Source organism: Novosphingobium sp. AP12, assembly GCF_000281975.1.
GTDB lineage: Bacteria > Pseudomonadota > Alphaproteobacteria > Sphingomonadales > Sphingomonadaceae > Novosphingobium.
This window is the reverse complement of record NZ_AKKE01000005.1, coordinates 1-21,256: the sequence shown is the minus strand read 5'-3', so window position 1 is coordinate 21,256 and position 21,256 is coordinate 1. Positions and strand designations below refer to the sequence as shown.

Annotated in this window: 14 protein-coding genes and 1 pseudogene; 9 read left to right on the top strand and 6 right to left on the bottom strand. The window is 58.7% G+C overall.

The window, feature by feature from the left end:
* Positions 1–485 precede the first annotated feature (485 nt).
* Positions 486–1,916: an MFS transporter gene (locus tag PMI02_RS00105; protein ID WP_007676987.1), complete on the top strand. Its 1,431-nt coding sequence runs from the start codon at positions 486–488 to the stop codon at positions 1,914–1,916.
* Positions 1,917–2,026: 110 nt separating this feature from the next.
* On the opposite strand, the gene PMI02_RS27550 is transcribed toward PMI02_RS00105, so the two are convergent.
* The 3 genes from PMI02_RS27550 to PMI02_RS26795 form a co-directional block, all read right to left on the bottom strand.
* Positions 2,027–3,535, bottom strand: coding sequence for a HEPN domain-containing protein (locus tag PMI02_RS27550; protein WP_007676985.1), 1,509 nt, complete (start codon positions 3,533–3,535; stop codon positions 2,027–2,029).
* Positions 3,532–4,056 (bottom strand): hypothetical protein, encoded by a 525-nt coding sequence (locus tag PMI02_RS00095; protein WP_157222297.1) that lies wholly within the window; start codon positions 4,054–4,056, stop codon positions 3,532–3,534. Before PMI02_RS00095 ends, PMI02_RS27550 begins: the two co-directional genes overlap by 4 nt.
* 299 nt (positions 4,057–4,355) lie before the next feature.
* A complete protein-coding gene (locus PMI02_RS26795; protein WP_036501552.1) occupies positions 4,356–4,541 on the bottom strand; it encodes a hypothetical protein in 186 nt (61 codons plus the stop codon).
* Between the two features lie 432 nt (positions 4,542–4,973).
* Here PMI02_RS26795 and PMI02_RS00085 point away from each other — a divergent pair, with 432 nt between their 5' ends.
* Positions 4,974–5,522 (top strand): hypothetical protein, encoded by a 549-nt coding sequence (locus PMI02_RS00085; protein WP_036501549.1) that lies wholly within the window; start codon positions 4,974–4,976, stop codon positions 5,520–5,522.
* Between the two features lie 925 nt (positions 5,523–6,447).
* Here PMI02_RS00085 and PMI02_RS27635 read toward each other — a convergent pair.
* The 3 genes and pseudogenes from PMI02_RS27635 to PMI02_RS27795 form a co-directional block, all read right to left on the bottom strand.
* Complete coding sequence (locus tag PMI02_RS27635) at positions 6,448–9,210, bottom strand: patatin-like phospholipase family protein (RefSeq protein ID WP_007676976.1); 2,763 nt, start codon at positions 9,208–9,210, stop codon at positions 6,448–6,450.
* Positions 9,207–9,872 carry a hypothetical protein gene (locus PMI02_RS26785; RefSeq protein ID WP_157222296.1) on the bottom strand — a complete coding sequence of 222 codons (666 nt, stop codon included), beginning with the start codon at positions 9,870–9,872 and terminating at the stop codon, positions 9,207–9,209. Before PMI02_RS26785 ends, PMI02_RS27635 begins: the two co-directional genes overlap by 4 nt.
* Positions 9,873–10,384: 512 nt before the next feature.
* Positions 10,385–10,657: pseudogene (locus tag PMI02_RS27795) on the bottom strand (IS3 family transposase); the annotation flags it as partial.
* A gap of 340 nt (positions 10,658–10,997) precedes the next feature.
* Between PMI02_RS27795 and PMI02_RS00065 the strand changes: the two are divergent.
* The 7 genes from PMI02_RS00065 (at position 10,998) to PMI02_RS25680 (ending at position 21,221) form a co-directional block, all read left to right on the top strand.
* Positions 10,998–12,449 (top strand): hypothetical protein, encoded by a 1,452-nt coding sequence (locus tag PMI02_RS00065; RefSeq protein ID WP_007676973.1) that lies wholly within the window; start codon positions 10,998–11,000, stop codon positions 12,447–12,449.
* A 267-nt stretch (positions 12,450–12,716) separates the two neighbouring features.
* The gene (locus PMI02_RS00060; protein ID WP_202948586.1) at positions 12,717–13,868 is read left to right on the top strand and encodes a gluconate 2-dehydrogenase subunit 3 family protein; all 1,152 of its coding nucleotides are present in this window, start codon (positions 12,717–12,719) and stop codon (positions 13,866–13,868) included.
* Positions 13,869–13,889: 21 nt separating this feature from the next.
* Complete coding sequence (locus PMI02_RS00055) at positions 13,890–15,707, top strand: GMC oxidoreductase (RefSeq protein WP_007676968.1); 1,818 nt, start codon at positions 13,890–13,892, stop codon at positions 15,705–15,707.
* A 15-nt stretch (positions 15,708–15,722) separates the two neighbouring features.
* Positions 15,723–16,880, top strand: coding sequence for a cupin domain-containing protein (locus tag PMI02_RS00050; protein ID WP_007676960.1), 1,158 nt, complete (start codon positions 15,723–15,725; stop codon positions 16,878–16,880).
* A gap of 20 nt (positions 16,881–16,900) precedes the next feature.
* The gene (locus PMI02_RS00045; protein WP_007676957.1) at positions 16,901–18,238 is read left to right on the top strand and encodes a cupin domain-containing protein; all 1,338 of its coding nucleotides are present in this window, start codon (positions 16,901–16,903) and stop codon (positions 18,236–18,238) included.
* Between the two features lie 28 nt (positions 18,239–18,266).
* On the top strand, positions 18,267–20,159 hold the full coding sequence (locus tag PMI02_RS00040) for an alpha amylase C-terminal domain-containing protein (protein WP_007676955.1): 1,893 nt from the start codon (positions 18,267–18,269) through the stop codon (positions 20,157–20,159).
* A 198-nt stretch (positions 20,160–20,357) separates the two neighbouring features.
* Positions 20,358–21,221, top strand: a complete 864-nt coding sequence (locus PMI02_RS25680) for a transposase (protein ID WP_052025391.1) — start codon at positions 20,358–20,360, stop codon at positions 21,219–21,221.
* The last annotated feature ends 35 nt before the right edge of the window (positions 21,222–21,256 follow it).

Below are 21,256 nucleotides of genomic sequence, written 5' to 3'. Positions count from 1 at the left end.
CGACAGCGTCAAATCGGCCCTGCACTCCAAGCGAGTCCGCGTTCGTTGCTCCAGCTTCGCTTGCGCACCGAGCCCTTATCGACGTGCGGCCAGAAGGTCACGATGACATGGATGAGCCTCTTCTCCGGGCCGCGCCGCCTTGTCGGCACCCATTACTTGCCGCCCTTCCCGCGCCTGCCCATCAGTAGGAAAGCGCTGGACGGTTGCGCTAGGCTCTGGCGTCCGGTCTGGGGCATCGTCAGGATGAACTGGATCAGGATCGTGCAAAGGCTAACGGAGCATGAGAAACCGCGGGGCCTGCCCCCTCGCGTGTCAGTTTGAATACCGCCCTTCTGCCAGTGAATGCGCAATAGCCGCGGGTTCTGGCGACCCTGAAGCCCGGTCACCCATAACGGTCACACCTGACTGACTAAATAAGACACGCCACTTTCCAAGCTGTACGATCCGCAAGAGGTTCCCCGTCTTAGCTATGTTATCGAGGTCCCATGAGCGCATTACCGACCTACACGTGCGACAGCGGCCAGGCGACAGCGCAGCAGAGCCGGGCCGTTGCTCACCCGAATTGGACAATCGCGGTGACCATGCTGGCTTCCAGCCTCGCCTTTATCGACGGTTCGGTAACGAACGTTGCGCTTCCCGCGATCGGGCGAGAACTGGGCGCGAATGCCGGAAGTCTTCCCTGGATCATAAATGCCTATCTGCTGCCGCTTTCTGCCCTGCTTCTGGTCGGCGGGGCGGCGGGGGACCACTACGGGCGCAAGCGCGTAATGATCGTTGGAATAGCCGTGTTCACTGTAGCCTCGGTGGGTTGTGCTCTGGCGCCAGACTTGGCGGTCCTGCTAGCCGCACGCGCACTTCAGGGCATGGGCGCCGCGATCTTGATGCCCAACAGTCTCGGCATCCTCGGCAGTTCGTTCGAAGGGGAGGCGCGCGGACGAGCGGTAGGCACCTGGGCGGCGGCGGGAGCTATCGCCAGCGCAGTCGGACCGCCGCTTGGCGGATGGTTGGTCGACAGCGTGGGATGGCGTGTCATCTTCTACCTGAACCTTCCCGTCGCCTTCGCCGCGGTACTCGCCGCCTGGCGCTATGTGGATGAGAGTGCGGAAGGCAAGGAACCGCTCGACTGGGCCGGCGCCGCGCTGGCGACGCTTGCATTAGGATTTTTGACATGGGCGCTCACCCTTTGGTCAAGCCGCCATTCGGCTTCTCCCGAGACTTGGACCGGATTAGGAGCGGGATGCCTCCTCCTGATGGCCTTTCTTCTAATTGAGCACCGCCGCGGAGAGCGGGCGATGATGCCTTTGGCCTTGTTCGCTTCGCGGCCCTTCGTCGGTCTGACCCTGCTGACTCTCCTCCTCTATGGTGCGCTCGGCGGATTGCTCGTGCTGCTGCCTTATCTGCTGATCGTCGGCGGGCAGTACAGTTCGACCCAGGCCGGGCTGGCCTTTCTACCTTTCTCGATCGTGCTAGGAACGGTGTCGAGGCTAGCTGGGCGGCTGAGCGAGCGGATCGGGCCAAGGTGGCCGCTGACCATCGGTCCCATATTTACCGGCGCCGGATTCCTGCTTCTGACGCGTGCGGATCCATCAGCAAGCTACTGGACCGGCATTCTGCCCGGCATCGCTGTCATTGCCCTGGGGATGGCCGGTGCGGTTGCGCCCCTGACGACAGCCGTCCTCTCTTCCGTCGATGAGCGGCACGCCGGCACCGCATCGGGCTTCAACAGCGCCATCGCGCGCACTGGCGGACTTGTGGCGACTGCGGTTGCTGGCGCCGTGATCGCGACTTCCGGTACGGCTCTGATTGGAGCGTTTCACACGGCAGCTATAGTCGCCGGCGTGCTCTCCGGTGCGTCTGGCATCATTGCCTATCTTACGTTGGACGCTGCGACACCAAGCGGGCCCTCACCGGCGTGACGCTACGAGGTCCGTAAAGTTTACGTGGGTATCGGTTCCCCAATTGTGGCGGCATAACCCGATTAATCTGGCGGCAGCGAAGAAGGGTTTAAAATCGGCATCCATCGTTACTAACGCAATTGTCTATAGAGCGGCTCTTCTGTCCTGACAGTGGCGACAAGCGGTGTGCGGCGGCTGCTGCAATAGCGGACGGTGACGGTGTCGTCCTTGATGACCGGACATAGGCCTGATCCATAGAGAATATCGGTCAGCGCGTCGAACAGCGTCGCCTTGGCGCGGTATGCTCCAGTCCAACGTATTGCCCAGATGTCCTCGTTGGCTCTGACCCGGTAACCAGCCTGCTGCGCAGCATTCGTGACCGCCCCGAGCACCGTGTCCGCGTCCACATCGAAGCTTAGCACAGCCGACGGCTCTGCGGGGAGGGAACGATCCGACCGCTGCGGATAAACGGACCCCGCCCACCAGAGCGCCGCATCGGCGCCGGCGATGAAAAGGCAAAGGCCAGTCATAGGCAGGAGCATGCTTTCCATCCAACGCGTGAACCTACCCGAACGGTGGACGGGGCGAGCGGGGGGCAGCCGATGCCGCTGCGCCCGGAACGGAGTCACGCGCAGCACAAGGTGGGTTGTCCGTTGCAGCACGCCGAAGTGCCGCGTCGGCCGGGAAACAAGGGCAACTGTCATCGGCTCTGTCGGCGGCTGAACCGCCCGGCCTTGTGACCCTTCGGCAAGCCGGGCTTGATAATCGGCGCACACCCGTGCCACCCGTTCCGCCAGTATCTCCACGCGCTTAAACGCCCAGGCCAGTTCCGGAGGTGAGATACGATAAGATCGTCCATAGCGCGCCTCGACATAGGCACGCCGGATGCAGCCGAACGCACGGCGCTCAAACCGGGTTTCACGCGGCCACGCCGAACACAATCGCGCGTCGATCGATTCCGCAGCTTCGCGCAATTCGTCCAGCGCATGGGTCCGCGGACCATGAAGCGTGAGCGACCACAACACGCACTGATAGAAATGTTCGCATGCCTGATGCAGCAGCAGAGCGGCCATGGGCGGATTATCGCGATCTCGGTAAAACGCCGCACCCATCAGAAAATCGCGCCCGCCCCTATGCCAGCGTCCATACTCAGCGAGGCCAAGTATCATCCGATCGCGGACCGACAGATGGCGTGGTGCTTGCAGGCGAAAGCTTTTCGTCTGGTAAAGGGCAATCCCCTGCTCTGCGATGGTGACGAAATGCGGCACGCCTTCGACGAGCGCGGCGTTGACCCGCTCGAGACTTTCGACAGTCAGCCGCACCGGGCGAGTGATTTCGCCAAACTCCCAGGCCCGGCGCAACCGGTCCCCCACCGTCCTCCAATCACGCTCGCTACGGGCCAGCCGGGGATAGTTGACGATCGCCAGCAGGCGGTATGCCTGCCCCGGCGCGATCTCGTCCCATTTCCGTTCAGCGTGGGGGCCATGCAGGATCAGCGTGAGAATGCGTCCCGCCCGATACTGCTCCGACAGCCTGCCGCGGGTTGCTTCCTCGAATTCCGCGAACAGGATCGTTGCTACGTGAAGGAGTTCGTCCTGCATCCACGCCGGCAGATGATCGACATCGGTGCGCAGCGTCATGGCCTCGCCTCCCCCTGAGGGTGCTCACAGCCCATTGGACGAGCGTGACCGGTCACGTCGGCCACCCGGGCCAGCAAAGCTGCGACGAGCGGACGAACCCGATCAGGAGCAAACCCACCGTCGTCCATCGGCGGGTCACCGATCAGGTGCGGATAGCCCCACTTCCAATACGGCGATAAGATAACCGCGAGCCGTGCCAAGTCCGGACAATTATGCCCCAAACCCGTCGCGTTGGCGTAAGCAAGCGCCTTGGCGATGTCCTGACGGATATGCGCCGCGGCCCAGGCATCAGCGACACCCACGTCCAGGAGATGGGCGCATAGCGCCAGCTTGGTGACGGTCCCGGCCTGATGCAGCGTTACGCGGACGTCTCGCGCGAAGAACCCCTTCCTCATCGCAGTGAAGGCAATCTCGGCGCTTTCATAGCGATCACGACTGAGGCTGCGGCCCTTTCTGGTCCGAACAAGCGTGACAGCCTCGTCCTCATAACGCTGGTGGAGAATCCCGAGGGAGTTCGCCATAGACGGAGCGGTCAGAAGCGCTGCTATCGGCGCAATCGTCAATCCTTGCAGTACGGCCCGGCGGGAAGCTCCCGTAGTGGCCGAATCAGAGTGAGCACTACCAAGCGAAGTCATTGGTTGGCCTCCGTCGTGAGTTTCCGCGAAGGCCCCTGAAGCAGCCTGACGCGGTAAGCGGTGCCGCTTATAGCACTAAGAAGGAGAATCTTGCAATAACCGGCACCGCTTAATTAGCTTCCGATTGAATGAGAGTATGGTCCCGTTACGACGCGAGCATGGGAAGACCGCCGCTCAACGTGAGATCAACCAACATTCGCTTGCCAGAAGGGCTCGGCGAGCGGATTGACGCGCTCGTCGGGCCTGGGCGTAGAGCGGCGTTTATCCGGGAAGTGCTGGAGCGCGAAGTTGTCAGGCTCGAAGCTGACAAAGACGGTGCGGGATAGGCTTACCGACCCGGCCGCCAATGAGACGATGGCCGGCAGGTCCATAATGGTGGTCGAAGACCGGCAGCGTTGCTAGACTGGGGACGGTGGCTCGTCCGACCGTCGCAGACGAGGCGAGGTCGAGCGTTTCGGGCAGCAGGCCGACCGCATCGCGCGGGGCATCAAGTGGCCGGCCTGCATCAAGAATAAGCCGTTCCCCGGTGCCTGTGGTCAACTCGTGCAGGAACCGCCGATCGCGCGCCGCGGTAGACCGTCAGCATGATGCTCAGGAGAACGTTTCCACGAGGCCGAGTTGCTATCTCGACTTTAAACTGAACGAGGGCGCAAGGAAGACGCGCGATACGACTGTACAACAGTGTTATTTTTGCGTCACAGAGTTTCCGGTAGGCATTTTTACCGGTGCTTTAGATCCATAGTAACGGCGCGTTTCTAGATATATGAAAACCCTGGAAACATGGGGGTATCTAAATGCTATCTATGAAGAAGCGCGTTGCGCTTGTTGTGATGCTCTGTTTGCCATCTGCCGCGTTGGCAGGGCCTGTTGACAGCAATCTGATGCTCGATGCGACGGTGGAATCCTTGAGCCGCGCTCCGCAACTAGCGGGCGGAAGGGCGGCGGGATTACTCAAGGTCAATGCCAATAGCGTCACGTTGGACATGTGGGCGACAGCCTATAAGTTTGACGTGCAGTCCCGTGCCGCAAATTGCGTGGTCGTCAAAGCTGGAAAAAGCTGCACCTATGACCTAAATATCGGCTTAGCATTTCAGGTATTCGGCGGAAACATGGCGCGATCGGAAACGGGCTGGCAGAAGCGCACCGATGTCTTCCGAAATGTCGACGGGCAATTACGATCGGCGACGCTTGATGCATTCACCGCGCGGCTCGCGAGTAGCATCGGTGACAATAACGGGTCCAGCGGTAGAACCGGCAAGTCCGATAGCGAGATTGAAGCCGAACGGCGCGAAAAGCTCAACAAGTGTATGGACCGCGCACTTAGCGAAAATTTCGCCCCGGTCTTCTGCTGACATAGCATGAACTTCTGAACCGCGAAGCTTGCGACAAAAGCCCAGGTCTGCGCGTGCAGGTCCTGGGCAGTTCACAGGTACCTCGCAAGGTCCCTTCGGGTCGCGACGGGAAAGTAATCTGCAGGGCTACCGATTCGCAAGTCCTAGAACGCACTCCTATTCTCGGCGTCGGCTCGGCGGATCACGATGAGTGGATCAGCCGGTTTCCGGACCGGCAGAGGGCGTGGCTCGTGACGACGCACCACTTGCCAATATGTACAATCCGGAAAGCCCAGTCCCAGCTTCCGCTGTTCGCTTTCACCTCAACTAGATCAGCCTTCCTCCACATCCTGACAATCTTTCCACCATCCGGAGACACCTTCCAATATGACCCGTCGCTGAGTTCTACCATACCGGCTGAATTGATACTTTTGAATGCGAGCCGCTCCGTTCCGATGCGCTTCGTCATTAATTTCTAACCTCCATCCCCTCAGAAAGGAGAGCTTATCACCGGCAATACTGCATGTTTGGCGTTAACGTCTGCTGTCAATTTGGCGCTGCCACGCGCTTTAGGGCGCGAAGCGGCCGTAGCGTGCCCCGTCCGCGAAGCTGACGAGACCGGACAGCTGGTTTCGGCCCGATGGAAACGAAACTAGTCGATCCTGGCCCGGTGAACGGGAGCAGACGTTGACCCCGCCCTGATCCCGGTCGTTCCCGAGCCAAAATCAGGCGCCGGATTCCGGCCCCCCATTCGTCGCCTTGAAATGGGCACGAACTGCCGTTCGGGAGCACCATCGCGCAAGGCGGGTTCCAGATGAAGCGGCCGCTCGCCACGCGGCCCTAGTGAACGCACCAACTCCGTTGAGCCGAGATGCCGTTCTCTGCGAAAATAACGATCCATTTCCCGACTTCTCAGTAAATCGCTAATTATCTTGAGACCACCCAATCAATAGTACGGATGCATCATGTGCGGTTCCCACTTTTGCCGACCGACCATTCGTGTCTTCGACGACGCTGCGAAGATTCGCTCGCCGATGTGGTGGCCGAGGCGGTAATACGCGTCCCATTGCTCCTCGTTGAAGAACTGATCGGCCGTCGTCTGCTGCGGATAGTCGCCATGCTTGCGGGCGAAGGCGAGCACATCAGGATATTCGCACCCAGCTAGACGAGGCTTGATCAACAGGAACGTCGACCTTTTACTCGGATCGTCATCGTAGGTGATCTCGCCAAGTGCAGCGTATGGTCCGAAGGCAGAAGTCTCGCGGTCCCACGGCTTACCGATCATTCCCGAGATCGGCGTGAAGCAATGTCGGAGTGCGGATTTCTTTCCAAAAATAGAGGAAAGCTTGTCCTCATCAAAGAACCGCAGATTCGCACCGAGATCGGTCCGGATCATGCGCATCATTCGGGTGAGATCGGACATTTGGTATCGCGGGTCCGCTCCGCAATCAGATGCGATGATGAAGTCCACGCGGCGACGGACGAGTTCGTAAACACCCAGGTTTTCAAAGTGGCCGCCATCAGAGAGGTGCCACCGACGGGTATCGGAAGCTTCGTATTCATACTTCCATCGCTTCCAGCGATCGATAACCTGCCGCCTGTGTCTAAACAGGTTCGTGACACGCCTCCACCATGAGGGCTGGGTCGTGCGCATGCCTGTCCAGAGTTTTCGATATCCTGACCAGCGGCTACATTGCTCCTGCCACTGCCGGCGCAGCCCCACGCGACGCTTCTTGAGGCTGTTCGTGCCGCCGAAACGACCCGTAAGTTCCTCAAACAAATGCCACTGCATCGGGAAGATAGGTCCTCGAAGAAGCCCGCTTTTTAATCCGGAATCCCACCAATAGCCCAGCCGCAGGTTAGCTATCCCGGCTAGTAGCGAGAGTCCCAAGCTGCCATGCTGACCAATTCCCGTGGAAAAAGCCGCGCCCGAAATCGCGGTCCAGACCGAAAGCGGCAGCGCCTGTGCGCCATCGCCGTCGTTTGAGTGATCAATGAGAGATGGCGCCTCGCCAGCGTCGACCTTCGGATACAGGACCCCTGCCGGGGAGACGACTAAGGGCATGCCGCGCCTATCGGTGCGGGTTAAATTGGATGAACCGCCTGTTGTGTCGTTAATTGTAATGTTGATTAAATGAACGGGAGCTTGAACCCCAGCTTTATAGTAGTTAGAGATTGTAATTTCGTCATCGTCATTTTGAGCATTGACCGGTTGTTCTGGCTTTCGGTTCTGGTTGCTCGCACCCAAGTAAGCCCGTCGCAGTCGGCTGGAGTAAAATGCGGAAAAGCTCGACAGATTGACAAACCCCCAACATTTGCCCAAAATCCAAGCGGCGATAACCAAGGCAATCGCAACACCAGACAGGACGCAGAGACCATATTCGCCCCAAGCAGATAAATCGCCGACATTGTTACCGCGCCAGGCGAGTACATGTGCGGCAACGGCCCACGCAACGCCGATGATCGATGCTATCAGCAACCCGAGCACCAGCGCGATCAAGCGCCCAAATTTTGCAAAGTACTCCCCGACGCGGGATTTTCCCCCAGTTCCGGCGAGGCCCTTGAGGGCGGTGCGGGCAAGAAACGACAGCAAGCCGATCGACGTTATCGCACCGAGGGAAAGGCTCAGCAGCTCTTCGAGCCGGATGTAGATGATCTGCGCGACCGAATCGAGTGTGGCGGCCACACAGATCACCAATGTCCACATCGTGACCGCCCCGAGGCAGTCAGACAGTATCTTGCGGACCCGATCCTCCTGCAAGGCGGCCTTGCCTCGCGCCGCTGAAATCACCGGAGGCCGGTACCAGTCGACGGCTTGCGCGATTAAATATGCAACGATGGCAAATATTCCAACCACGCCGGAAAAAAGCGCATATGGCCAAACCGGTGGCGCGCCATACTGCATCAAAATCAAGCTCAACACAATTACGCCAGCTACAAGCCCGCCGGGCAAGGAGAATATCCGAAACCATCGGCCCATCGGAGGACGGACGGTGCGTCGCGTTATGAAATGCGCCGCTCCAAGTCCTGCACAGATGATCGCGCCAAGCCCCGCCAGCATCCATAGTCCGCTCGCCACGACATAGTGGCCTATGGGCAGGCCCTGCAACCATTGCGTCGGCCAGAACGAGGGTGGGTAGTTGGCCGCAAGGTGTTTTGCCTCCAACTCCTTCAGCCAATGTAGGCTCATAAGCCATGCCTTTAGCGATTTGAAGACCATGAATATGGCCAGCAAGCTCGACCCGATGACCAAGTGAAGCCCGAAAAGATTTCGGAGGGTAATCGCGAAGACTTCCACGGCGTCGCCAGCTCCGCCCGGCAACAGATGTCGACCACTCTGCCGCAGGTGATTGAGCGCCCGCTCGCCGACTTTGCCTGTGAAGGGATCGACTCCGGGTCGGATGTAAACGTCCACTCCTGGTTGAGGGTCTTCACCTCGGTCCTGCGTCTCGACGTACATGCTGCAAAGGAACGCTCCAACATAGCCGCCACCTGATACGGTAGACACGTAATCGATGAACGGAATTCGCCCGGCCTGGCCGAGTGCCCGCAGCAAGCCAAGGTTGAACGTCGCACTGCGTATGCCGCCTCCTGAAAGGGCCAATCCCACTTCAGGGCTTTGTTTGGTCCTGCCAGTTTCCGGTCCGTAGCGCTCGCGCCAGAGTCGTATCTGGGCCTTTTCAACCGCCTTAGCGGCTTTCCACGTCATGTCGCGCCCTCCATGGTGATGGACTGAATCATCACGGCACCCGCGGAAGCCTTACCCACGGTCTCCGCCTCCAGCCTTAATCTGAGTGTAAATCCGGGCCGGGCATTCACAATGTCCGCCGGAACCCATAGACTTATGTAGTAGATTCCCTCACTTGCGCCGGGCGTGTCGCGGTGCCACGGGCATCGCACATGGAAGGCGCTATCACTTTCCATACGGCTGTCCGGTCCACAATGGGCCCTGGCCCCAACTGCCGCGTTGAACCACCCCGTCCTGTCCTGCACGCGATAGGTGATCGTTACTTTCAGAGGCTCCTTGAGTGGATCTGCACCTTTAAGGCGCATAAAGGTCACATCGTCCTCGCAATGTTTTTTGCCTAATGAACCGGGAACGATGCGTATCCCGAAGTTACTTGCGCCAAACGCTGAATTTCTGGGTACTAAGCAAGAGCGAGGCGCTACCCGAGCCGACCAGGCCGGACGCTTGGCCTGCTTTACTGCCGCGTCGGAGAGCGTTTCTGGGTCACTCGCTAAGGCACCGAAGCCGCTGCCTAACAGCATCAACGGAACGGTGGCGAGCAGTGCAGCGCGCCAGCCAGGTTGACCATTGCTGATGGGTGCTTCCGGAGGCCGGTCCTTGGGTGTGGGGGCGTCGGGTGCCATGCGCCTATCGCTTTTTCTCCGGTCGCGGTACACCGCCTTCCCGCGGTAGACCCCGTTTGTACTCCAGGTAGTGTCGGATCAGACCGCCATTATCCAGTCTCGCATTGCTTTCTTTTTCCAGGCTTCAAAGCGGCGCTTACGACCAGGTCGAGCCTACCGGAATGGTCGTCGAAATGCCGGCTTGCCCAATTGACAGGGCCATGAGACAGCCGACCATTTTCACGTCAATGCTTCGGTAATTGATGTATTCTACTATCTTCTGCAAGATAAGACTATTTGATTTGCGCGCCTATCAATATAAATAAGAGGGGGTTTTTTGGATCCTAGTAGACACCGCTATCTGATAGCTGCCGCATGCTACTAGTCTGTGTAAAAATAGTTGACTCATGGCAAAATATGGTTCAGTTTAGATGGAACTGGCGGGGGCGGAAATTGGGTGAGGTCTGGCACACTGGGGTTTGCAGCGTTTTGGATCTGCCCGATACTGAACTTCCCCGGGACTGCCGGAGGCCCTATGTGTCTATTTTGGCTGCCATGGGAACGTCGTCTAACATCGCATTGTATCGCTGCTCTGCTAACGGGTGGGTTATTTCCAATAGTATCGAGCAGTCGGCGATAATTAAACCAATCGACCCATCCAACGCGGCCTATTCGACAGCCTCGAACGACCGCCAAGGCACTCTGCGAAAAATCACCGCCGCTTTGTAGAGGCTGTTGATGGTCTATGTCAAAACCTTGTCATAGCTGTCACCGACGCTGGCGACGGACATCTCGATGCCTGGGCGTCGCGCAAGCTTGTTGCACGGCGAGGATGACGCGTAGTTTGGGCTTCTGAAATGGCTACCTTGAGGAGGCTTCCAGACCAAACTTTTTGGCTGTGGTGCTCGCCTAGCATTTTGAATGCCGCGGTGCATCCCAAATATCTTGCGATAGCAAAGAAACGGCCAAGGGTTTGATCGTCGTGAAGTTTGAAATTATATTTTTGTATTAATATTTCACTTGGCGCGGCATCAAACCTATCTTTACCCACTCCAGATTTAATGGCTATATAAGTCGGATAAACTTGTTATGATTCGGTAAAATCAGAAACTAGCTGTAATTATTGGCAATATTGGTGAGGTAACTATGGCAGTGACGCTTGATGCACCGATCTCATGGATTGCAGCGGTCGATGAGGACGCTCAGATGCTCGGGGGACTGCAGCCGAACATACTCAAGTCCCACACTCGAGAATTCTTTACCATCTTGTTCCTCAAGTTCAACGTTCGGGATGACGGGATGTCGTTTCTTCGCGAGCTCGCGACCGATGGTATCAATCCCGCGCTGATGAAATCCGCCATGGACCACCTTCTGGAGGTCGAAACGTTCAAGCAGGAAGGGACGCCTGGAACGCCGTACGTAGGCGTGGGCATCAGCGCGCGAGGATATGATTTGCTAGGAGTGCCTAAGCAGCGCCAGCCGGCAGATGTCTCATTTCAGAAAGGCATGACCCACAACGAAACGGTGGCCGCGCTTGGCGATCCCGATGTTGATACATGGGACGGCCACTTTAGGCAGGAAATCCACGCTGCGATTATGGTCGGAGACCAGCTCGCCCCGCCGCATAATGCGGCGCTCGCCCGCATCAAGCAGATGATTGCCGAGCGCCCGACCATCTCTCTTCTCGGCCAACAAAAAGGCAACGGACTTCGTAACAAGAACGGAGATGGGATTGAGCATTTTGGCTATGTCGATGGACGAAGCCAGCCGCTATTTCTGATCGAAGACATTGAATCCGAGACGCTCAATAGCGACGGAACGACCAATTGGAATCCCCGATTTGGCCTAAGCCGTGTAATCGTCCCCGACCCTTGCGCTCCTGACAGCTCGATTCACTTCGGTAGCTACTTCGTGTTCCGCAAACTTGAGCAGGATGTGAAGGCATTTAAGAAGAAGGAAGCCGAACTGGCGCGAGCGCTCGACCTTTCTGCTGTTGATGCTGAACGAGCTGGAGCGATGCTCGTAGGTCGGTTTGAGGATGGAACTCCGCTCACTACGCAGTCCGCTGAGGGCAACCACAATCCTGTCCCAAACGATTTCACGTACAACAGCGATCCCGATGGCGGCAAATGCCCATATTTTGCGCACATCCGAAAAATGAACCCGCGTGGTAGTGGAGGATTCGAAGCGGAGGAAAGTGAGCGCCTTCATATAATGGCGCGACGTGGTCAAACCTATGGCGTTCGCACCGACGATCCTAATGATGGTAAGGTCGAGAACAAGCCAAGCGAGGGAGTTGGGCTTTTGTTTATGGCATTTAATTCCTCAATTGGCGAACAATTCGAGTTCGTGCAGATGAATTGGGCCAACAACGGCGGCTTCCCCTCTGTACCGCCGGGGCGTCTAGACCCCGGGCCGGATCTTGTAATCGGACACGGCGCACGGCCGCAGATAGACTGTCCGGTGCATTGGGGCGCCAACTTCGAGGAACATGCCTCCCATCGGCAGGTCGACGCTGTAGCGCAAACAGTTACAATGCGGGGAGGCGAATACTTTTTCGCGCCCTCACTGCCGTTCCTTCGGACATTGGGGGATTGAACCGCACAGGATGGGCAGCAGATGGTGGTCATTACCGCCGCGAGTGTTGGCGTTTCGACGCCCCACAACTGCTTTCGATCGCAAGCCAAGAAGGGGCGAACAAGCGGCCAAGAAGTGGCATAAGCAACAATCGGCTCCGGGCGTGTTTGGTCTATTTTGCGCGGCAACGAATCGTGTTATACAAGGAATGTATTCATGGCATTTCATTTCTTTCCCGTCGTTTAAGATTGTGTTATAAAATCTTATTGCGAGATCTGTGATCGAGTCATGTTTACAACCAAATGTAAGCAGAAAATTACGTCCTATCGCCATGCGGATCTATATTGTTTCGTCGATAGGGCATTCTTTATTGTAACCGGCGGGGGTGAAATGGTCGCGCGCAGAATCGACAAAGAGGATCAATATGTCCTCAACCTCTGCACAAAATATCTTGCGCGCATTAACACCGACGAACGGCACAGCGCATATGGCGTCGATGCCGCCACGCCTCGCGCCCGCATCTCGGAAAGCTGGCGCTTCCCTGTCGTCGACAGCCATGACGGCAACGAGCCCGATGCCTATGAATGGAACGACGTCACATTCGTCTGGCACATCGCTGACCTTTCGGCGCCACCACAGTCGGTCCTGCTGCTTTCGACCTGCCACCGGCTTCACGAACCGCTGCCGCTCGTACGCATTGGCGACACAGCCTATTTCGCGCTGACGGTGAAGCTGCCAAAAGCCACGCGCTACCGCTATCTGTTCATCGTCGACGGCAAGCTGACCGCTGACCCCATAAATCCCCAGACACAGACCTTTGCCAATGGTGAGACATGGTCGAGCTTCTTCACATCGGCCTATAACCAGCCGATCAGCTTCGAGCGCTGGGAATTTGCGATCCTTGACCGGCTGACACGGCACATCCTGCCGTTCAACAGCACGGAAGCGCAAAACTATCTGGGGCGCGAAGGTGGCGGCGGCAATGTCGGCCATCTCTATCGGCTCGATATCTCGGTCGGTGTCGCCAATTTTATCGACAAGGTTGTCGCACGCGAGGAACGCCATCGGCTTTACGCCTACAAGACATGTCTCGAAATGCTCGATACGATCCTTCGGCGTCGCGAGACGCGCGCCCCGCCCGAAGCGATGGAAGAGAGCCTCTTTGTCGAGCTTTACGACGATATGGCGTCGGGCGCCTCGGCTCTCTTCGAACATGGCTGGGACCGCAGCCGCTACAGCGATCCTGCCGATTTCCTCAAGCTCTTACGGCGCCATGCGATGACCGGCGCTTTTGCGCATCCCAAATATGGCGGCAACCCCGGTGGGATGGCCTGGGCCTATCTCTCCGAACACTTCACCGGGGACAACGGCAAGACAGCATTCGACTGGCAACGCGCGCAGGAAAAGCCGCTTGGCACTAGCGTTGAGTATCGTGGCTGAAATGACCTAAGGAGTTCGATCGTGCGGGATCAGTTCGATATCGTCATTATCGGCAGTGGTGCGGGCGGGGCACCGGTCGCCTATGTACATGCCCGCAGGAAAGATCGGTCTGTGCTTGTCCTCGAGAAAGGACCGCTCCTACGGACACAGGACGAGCAGGACGGCGGCAATCTCAGCGACTTCAAGCGCGACGAGATGTTCAATGCCGGCGCGGAGCGGATCATCAACGTTCCCGGTATGACAAATAGTGGGCATCCCTTCTTCGCCAGCCACATTGAACCCGATCTCAACGACGAACCCCATATCTTCTCGGATCTCGCAGGCAACGGGCCACGGGTCACCATCGAGGGCTATACCGCGCAAGTGGTGGGCGGCGGTACCCAGCTTTATGGGGGTGTCTCGTTACGCTTTGCGGAAACCGATTTCAGTTTGGCGACATTCAATGCGACGCGAACCGTCCCGCTTAAAGGCGATCCGACCCGCGATGCGCTGCGCCATGTTATCGATTGGCCGATCGCGTACAAGAACTTCATCCCCTACTATGAGAAAGCCGAGAGGCTGGTCGGCATCAACGGGACATCTTCCGGTCAGGCGAAATCGCAGAACTTTCCCTTTACGACCCCTGATCAATATCAGGTTCCACGGGCTCCCAACCCGATCAGCCTGTACGCGGAAGCAGGCATGAAGGCGTGCGGATTTGATACCTATCGAACACCCTTGGCGGTCATCACTGATCATCATGCTCCAAGCGGCCGCAAGGCCGGCGACCCGCTCGTCGGTTATGTCAATCGCTACGGCGACCCGCTCGGCTACAAGTCGAGCACCTGGGTAAGCCTGCTTCGCCCTACGATCCGCAAAGGTCATGATCTCGAAGTCCGACCCAACTGTACGGTCACCCATCTGGTCTCAAACGGGCGCAAGGTCACCGAGGTCCATTATCGCGACGAGAGCGGGCGCGAGCGTATCGTCAGGGGCACATACGTCGTCGTTGCCTGCTCGGCGATCGAGAGCGTACGGCTGATGATGTTGTCAGCCGAACATGATCGAACTGGCTTTGGCAAGGCGATCCGTTTCGAGGAAAGCGGCAGCCATCTCGGTCGCTACTTCCTGACCCATGCGTTTGGGGGCGCCGAGGTTGCGATCAAGAGGCACCGCTTCGACAAATCCATCTCGCTCGACAGCGATTTTGCGACCGATGCGTGTGCGCAGCCCGCGTTTCTGGACGAGCATGGCCTCTGGGCAGGAGGGGCGATTTACAACAACACTTCCGACCAGTGCCTGCCGATTACGCTCGCGCGCACCGACGGCAGTACCGACCTAGACACCTTCTGGGCCGGCTTCAGCGGTGATATGGCCAAACGCGGCGACGGCATCATCGATTGGCTCAACAAGGATTTCGGCACGCGCCTGTCGGTGAGCTTCATGGCGAACCAGGTGCCGCGCTACGATAATCGCATCGAACTGCACCCGACGCTCGACAAATGGGGGCGCAAATCCGCCCATATCATCAAGGACTGGCATCCGCATGACGGCGCCGTGATGAGCACCCTCGCGGCCGTCTGCGAGGACATCCTGCTTGCCGGCGTTCCCGGCGCCACACGCGATGACATCAGTGAGGGGTCGGTTTATGGAAACGCCGTCCGTGTGGCGAACCACATACTGGGTGGCATGCGGTTCGGGGAGACGGAGGCGGAGTCCGTGCTCGATACCGATTGCCGCGTGTGGGGTTTCGAAAATCTCTACGTCACGGACGGGGCCTTCATGCCGACCTCGGGTGGCGGCAACCCCACTCTCACCATCCAGGCGAACGCCTTTCGCGTCGCCGATCTCATTCCCTGACGAGCGAGACGAGCCATGGATTCGCGCTTCGACAAATTGGCGACAGACCCCTCGGCCCAGATATTCCAGGTCGTCTTCTTTCCTGACCGCATCTATCACGCTCAATATCTGAACGCGACACGCAGCTCCCGCTATCGCTACAATGTTTGGGAGGTTCGCGGCAAAGCCGATATCATGGTCCTAAAGGGCGAGGTCTTCCTCGACGGGACAAAGATCAGCAATTTCCTGCGTATCGAATATCGCGCGTCGCGTCTCGTCGAAGTGATGCGCGAGAAAAACCGCTTTCTCGGCTCCTCGATCGTGGCCGACATCCGGGTTGGTCTGTTCAAGAGAAAGGAGTCGGCCAGTGCGCGCGTGTCGCTCGACTTCTGCCCATGGATCAATGCCTATCAGGTCGAACTCTGGGAGACTTTGGAGGCGCCGCCAGGCAGGCGCCACGACTATCAGGTGCTCTCGATGATGGGGCACAAGGGCGCCATCACCATGGTCCCCGCCTTTGCTTCAGCTCTCAGCAATTTCGACGACCTGCGGTGGGTAAATCTCTGGTTCGAGGAAGAACCGGTCTATCAGCTGACCGGACGGACCATCCCGGACAAAGACCGGGCCCGCGACAATTACTATACGCGCAACATCCAGGTGCCCAACAGCCCGATACCGAGCGACAATGATGCCAACACCGTCCATGAGGACAGCTATGGCGTCGATTTCGCGCGCGGCTGGTATGTCGCCGACGTCTCGACGATCCTCCCCGTCCGGTATCGCAATGCAATGATGGACGACAACAATCCTCATGCGAAGCCGGGCGACGCGAACGTTGTCGACATGCGCTGGATCCTGCAGCAGGAATTTGGCGGCTCCAATGTCTTCTTTCACGAGGTCACGATCCCGCCGGGGGTCGTCGAAGGCACTCACCGCCATATCGGCAGCGAGGAACTCTATTATGTCGTGGAAGGAGAAGGCGTCGCCTATCTCGGCGAGAATGACGACCCGACGCTAGCCGGTCAGACACCCGTCATGCGCCATATCTACGGCTTTGAACCGCGGCCCTGTCATGAGGTACCGGTGAAGAAGGGCAGCGTCATCTTCACCAAAAGCGGCGGCATTCACGGTATTGCCAACACGGGGACGACCGACGCCCTCAAATTCGTCGCCTTCCTTTATCACAGCGCCTGAGCTGTCGGGAGACCAATCGAATGTTCTCGATCGTCGAACATGAAATCCACAATGTGGTTCCGATCGAGCCGGGGGCCTCGCCGAACTACAACAAAAACAATCCGCTCACCAAGATCATCGAAAGCTATGAGGCCATCGAGCCCTCGGCCGGGCTCCAGCACTATCTCGTCGGCACGCGCAACTTCCTGATCCCCTTTCGCAACCTTGCCCTCTACGGCCCATCGGGGGACGACTGGCAAGTCGTAGATCCGCGCCAGCAAGAGAACAAAAACGACTTCCAGAAGCAGAATGTCCGCTCCTTCGATCTCATGGAAACCCAGATACTGCGCGGATATGCGATAGCGGGAGAGTGGACGGGGCCTTATCTTCACTTCTCATACGCACCAAGCCTTGCCTCGCCCTTGTCGGTCGATGGCGGACCCTATCAGCAGGATATGGTGCAGCTTTACCTGAAGGTCGGGAGCGTCAGCAGCGGCAGCGATCTGATCGCCGTACCCTATAATGCCGTCACGCATCGTTATGAGATCGAAATCTGGGCCTATCCCAAGGCGGACCTGAGCGCGCACCTCGACGCCAAAGGCAAGGCGGCAATGGCCAGCGGCGAGCTCATCGCGCGCCCCGATCTCGTCAAGGGTAGCCTCGAGGACTTCGAGGGACCCGCCTTCGATGGCCTGCGTGACCGCCTCGAATCCGAAGGAAAGGCCCTCGAGATGTTCGGCTACGCCGTCGACCATGCGATGCATCCGATCCGCGCCCTCAAGGTGGAGGTCGCCTGGGCCAGCAAGGCAGGGGATCGGTGGGATTCGCAGAACGGCGAGAACTATCGCTTCGAATTTGCGATGGTTCTGCGCGGCTGGCGCAATTATCTCGGTGCCGGCAGGAGCGCCAATCCGCATGGCGGCCTCGGATCGCTCGGCTATCGCAACCTCTTCTCAAATTATTTTGGCTATGAAGAGCAGCGCCGCCGCGAACTCGGCGAGGAATGGCTGAGCGAGCTGGGCCGCGAAATGCGCGACTGGAACCGCGATGCTTATGGTCGAAAGCCTGCGCCGGAAGGCCGCGAGCTTTTCATGGCGGTCAACTATATGGACCTTCATTCGATAGCGCCCAACAGCGCCATTGGTCTTCATCGCCACCGCGACAGCCTCGAGGCCTTCCTACTCATCAGCGGCGAGCGCGGCGAAAAGGCGTATATGATCACCGGTGACTGGGCGAAGCACGACAAGCGTGAACGCGCCTTTGAAATCCGCACCATGACGCGAGGCGACATCGTCCTCATCCGCGGCGGCCAGTTGCACGCGCTGATCAACGATAGTGACACACCCGTCGAGCTTTTCATGTTCGGCGGCTACGACTGACATGGCCGATGCGGGAGCTGGCCTTGCGATGGGCGCCAACCTGCGCGCTGGCGGCGCAACGTTTCGACTCTGGGCGCCCGCCGCCTCGTCCGTGGCGGTCCGGGGCACCTTCAGCAACTGGGCGGACACGCCGCTCGAGCGCGGCGACAATGGCTATTGGTTCGCATTGGTCGACGGCGTCAAGGAAGGTGATGAATATCTCTATTATCTCGTCGGGCCCGATGGTCCCGGCCTCAAGCGCGATCCTTATGCGCGCGCCCTGACCCGGGTACCGGTTTTCCCAGAATGCAATTGCATCGTCACCCGCCCTGAAAGTTTTCCGTGGCACGATATCAATTTCGTGCCTCCGGACTTCTCGGAGCTCGTCATCTACCAGCTCCATGTGGGCGCCTATTGGTCGATCGACGATCAAGGACGCGATCGCCGCGCAGACAGACCAGGTCGCTTTCTCGACCTGCTGGACCGCATCGATCATCTCGTTGAGCTTGGCATCAATACCGTGCAGCTCCTCCCGATCCAGGAGTTCGCGACGGAGCGATCCATGGGCTATAACGGACTCGATCTCTTCTCGCCCGAGATGGACTATTCGGTCGCGCCGGACGACACCGACTATCCACGCTATCTTGCCCAAGCGAATGGACTTCTCGCCCGCTTCGGGCATGCGCCCTATGGTTCTGGCGCGCTCGATTGCCAGACGAAGCAGTTGATGGCGGTGATCGATATCCTCCACCTGCATGGAATCGCAGTGATCTTTGACCTCGTCCATAACCATGCCGGCGGCGGCTTCGACCCCAAAAGCCTCTACTTCCTCGATCGCGACCACCCCGGCGACAATAACCGCAGCCTCTATTTCACCGACCAGGGCTGGGCCGGCGGACTGATTTTCGCTTACTGGAAGCAGGAGGTCCGGCAATTCCTCATCGACAATGCTGGCCTCTTCCTCGACGAATATCATGTCGACGCCTTCCGGTTCGACGAGGTGACCGTAATCGACCGGTTCGGCGGCTGGGGTTTTCTCCAAGACCTGACAGCGACCTTGCAGAGCCGCGCGCCTGATGTGCCACTAATCGCCGAATATTGGGCCGATCAGGGCGCGGTGTTGCGCACACGCGATGCGGGTGGCGCGGGGTTTGACCAAGTGGTCTCAAGCACGCTGCGCGGTGCGTTGCGCGCGCTTCTCGTCCAATTGCGGGGCGGAGCCGAAGCGCGAGTTGATCTCGATCCCGTGGCTGAGGCGATGCGGTCGGCCGCAACTGGTTGGCGTCAGGTAGAGCATCTCGAAAATCACGACATTGTGCGCGTGAACAACGACAATGATCGGGAGGCACGCCTGCCGCGTCATGCCGATCCCGGCGACCCCTTCTCCTGGTATGCGCGCAGCCGCAGCCGTGTCGTCACTGGCCTCCTCCTGACCGCGCCGGGGATCCCGTTGCTCTTCATGGGGCAGGAGATTTTCGAAGATCGCTACTGGAGCGACAGCACCAACTTCTTCCGCGACGCGCTAATCGATTGGGGCGCGCTGGCATCCAGCCACGCGCGCCAAGATTTCTTCCGGTTCGTCCGTGAACTGCTCGGCCTGCGAAAGACACTTCGCGCACTGCACGGGGGTGAGGTGAACGTTTTCCATGTCCACAGCGACAATCGGGTAATCGCCTTCCAACGTTGGCGTGAAGGCGTCGGCGAGGATGTGGTGGTCGTCGCCAATTTCACCGAAGCGGCATGGCACAGTTATGAGATTGGCATGCCAGGCCCCGGCATTTGGCGCGAGCGCTTCAACAGCGATACCTATGAGCAATGGGTCAATCCGCGGATAGACGGCAATGGCAACGGCGTCGCGGCCAGCCTAGATGGACGACAGGGAATGCCAGCATCGGCAAAGATCGTGATCCCCGCCAATGGCTTTGTGATTTTCACGCGGTGACGGCGTGCGGTGCGGCATCCATATGATCCCGACATTAGATCTGATGAAATGATGTTCGCTGGTTCGGACGGCGCAGATCCGGCATCAACCTGATGCCTCACATCCACCGATGGTCGCTTCTGGGTTAGCGATGCGAGCGCCACACGTGGACGGTGTCGAATGCCGAGCCGATGACCCTGCCTTTGATTGGCAGCGGAGATGGCAGAGATGCTCGAAGACGATAACGGCGGATCAAGTGACGCTCTAAACAGTGCGGCACAGTGTGCGAAGTCGGATTGGGACGGTGTGCCGCACAGTGCGAAGTCGGATTTAGCCGAAGCGACAATTCTCGCCCCGCAAAAGCGCAACCGACGGTGGGATCCTCGCGAGAAGGTGCGGATCACGGCAGGGAGCTTTGAGCCGGGCGCGAACATCAGCGCGGTGGCGCGGCACCATGGTGTGAGCCCTGGACTCCTCCATTATTGGCGGCGAACGGTGCGCGACCGGGCAGCGATGGAGCCGATCTCGTTTGTGCCGCTGGAAGTCGATGACGGCGTGCAGGCTGCAGAAGGAAGCCTCGAGATTGAGTTCGAAGGTGCCCATGTCGTGGTGCGCGGCGCGGTCGACGCGGGCGTCCTGAGGGTTGTGTGCGAGACGCTGCGTCAGCACCGTGCGCCGAGCGCGGCGCCGCTTACGATCTCGATGGCGTATCCCAAATCCTGCAGCTTACGGGCTCTGCGGAAGTGGGCGTCGTATCGAATATACGTTACGATCCCGTACTTCGACGTAGCCGTGAATCATATCGATGCGCGATCGGTCGCTCAGGCCACCCAAGCGAAGTGTCGCGAAGTGGTCTCGACCCGTCATCACCACCCCGCCCCGGCACGGAATCCGCCCTCATTCCGGTCGTTCCCGAGGAAAAATGGGTTGCCCGATTCCGGCCCTTCATTCATCGCCTTAAAGTGGGACATACCCGTCATTCCAATGCCGCAGGTTGAGCGACAGCTCTTGTCAGAAGAAGCCGTTCAACGCTTGTCCGCGCGGCTTGGCGTTACGACTGAAGCTGGGCCGATAGCAGGCTGAAGGCTTACGGCAGCCTAGCCTGTTTTATTCACGGA

Coding starts and splice junctions, on each gene's coding strand:
- PMI02_RS00105 (WP_007676987.1), top strand. CDS start 486: ATGAGCGCATTACCGACCTACACGTGCGACAGCGGCCAGGCGACAGCG.
- PMI02_RS27550 (WP_007676985.1), bottom strand. CDS start 3,535: ATGACGCTGCGCACCGATGTCGATCATCTGCCGGCGTGGATGCAGGAC.
- PMI02_RS00095 (WP_157222297.1), bottom strand. CDS start 4,056: ATGGCGAACTCCCTCGGGATTCTCCACCAGCGTTATGAGGACGAGGCT.
- PMI02_RS26795 (WP_036501552.1), bottom strand. CDS start 4,541: ATGGACCTGCCGGCCATCGTCTCATTGGCGGCCGGGTCGGTAAGCCTA.
- PMI02_RS00085 (WP_036501549.1), top strand. CDS start 4,974: ATGAAGAAGCGCGTTGCGCTTGTTGTGATGCTCTGTTTGCCATCTGCC.
- PMI02_RS27635 (WP_007676976.1), bottom strand. CDS start 9,210: ATGACGTGGAAAGCCGCTAAGGCGGTTGAAAAGGCCCAGATACGACTC.
- PMI02_RS26785 (WP_157222296.1), bottom strand. CDS start 9,872: ATGGCACCCGACGCCCCCACACCCAAGGACCGGCCTCCGGAAGCACCC.
- PMI02_RS00065 (WP_007676973.1), top strand. CDS start 10,998: ATGGCAGTGACGCTTGATGCACCGATCTCATGGATTGCAGCGGTCGAT.
- PMI02_RS00060 (WP_202948586.1), top strand. CDS start 12,717: ATGTTTACAACCAAATGTAAGCAGAAAATTACGTCCTATCGCCATGCG.
- PMI02_RS00050 (WP_007676960.1), top strand. CDS start 15,723: ATGGATTCGCGCTTCGACAAATTGGCGACAGACCCCTCGGCCCAGATA.
- PMI02_RS00045 (WP_007676957.1), top strand. CDS start 16,901: ATGTTCTCGATCGTCGAACATGAAATCCACAATGTGGTTCCGATCGAG.
- PMI02_RS00040 (WP_007676955.1), top strand. CDS start 18,267: ATGGGCGCCAACCTGCGCGCTGGCGGCGCAACGTTTCGACTCTGGGCG.
- PMI02_RS25680 (WP_052025391.1), top strand. CDS start 20,358: ATGGCAGAGATGCTCGAAGACGATAACGGCGGATCAAGTGACGCTCTA.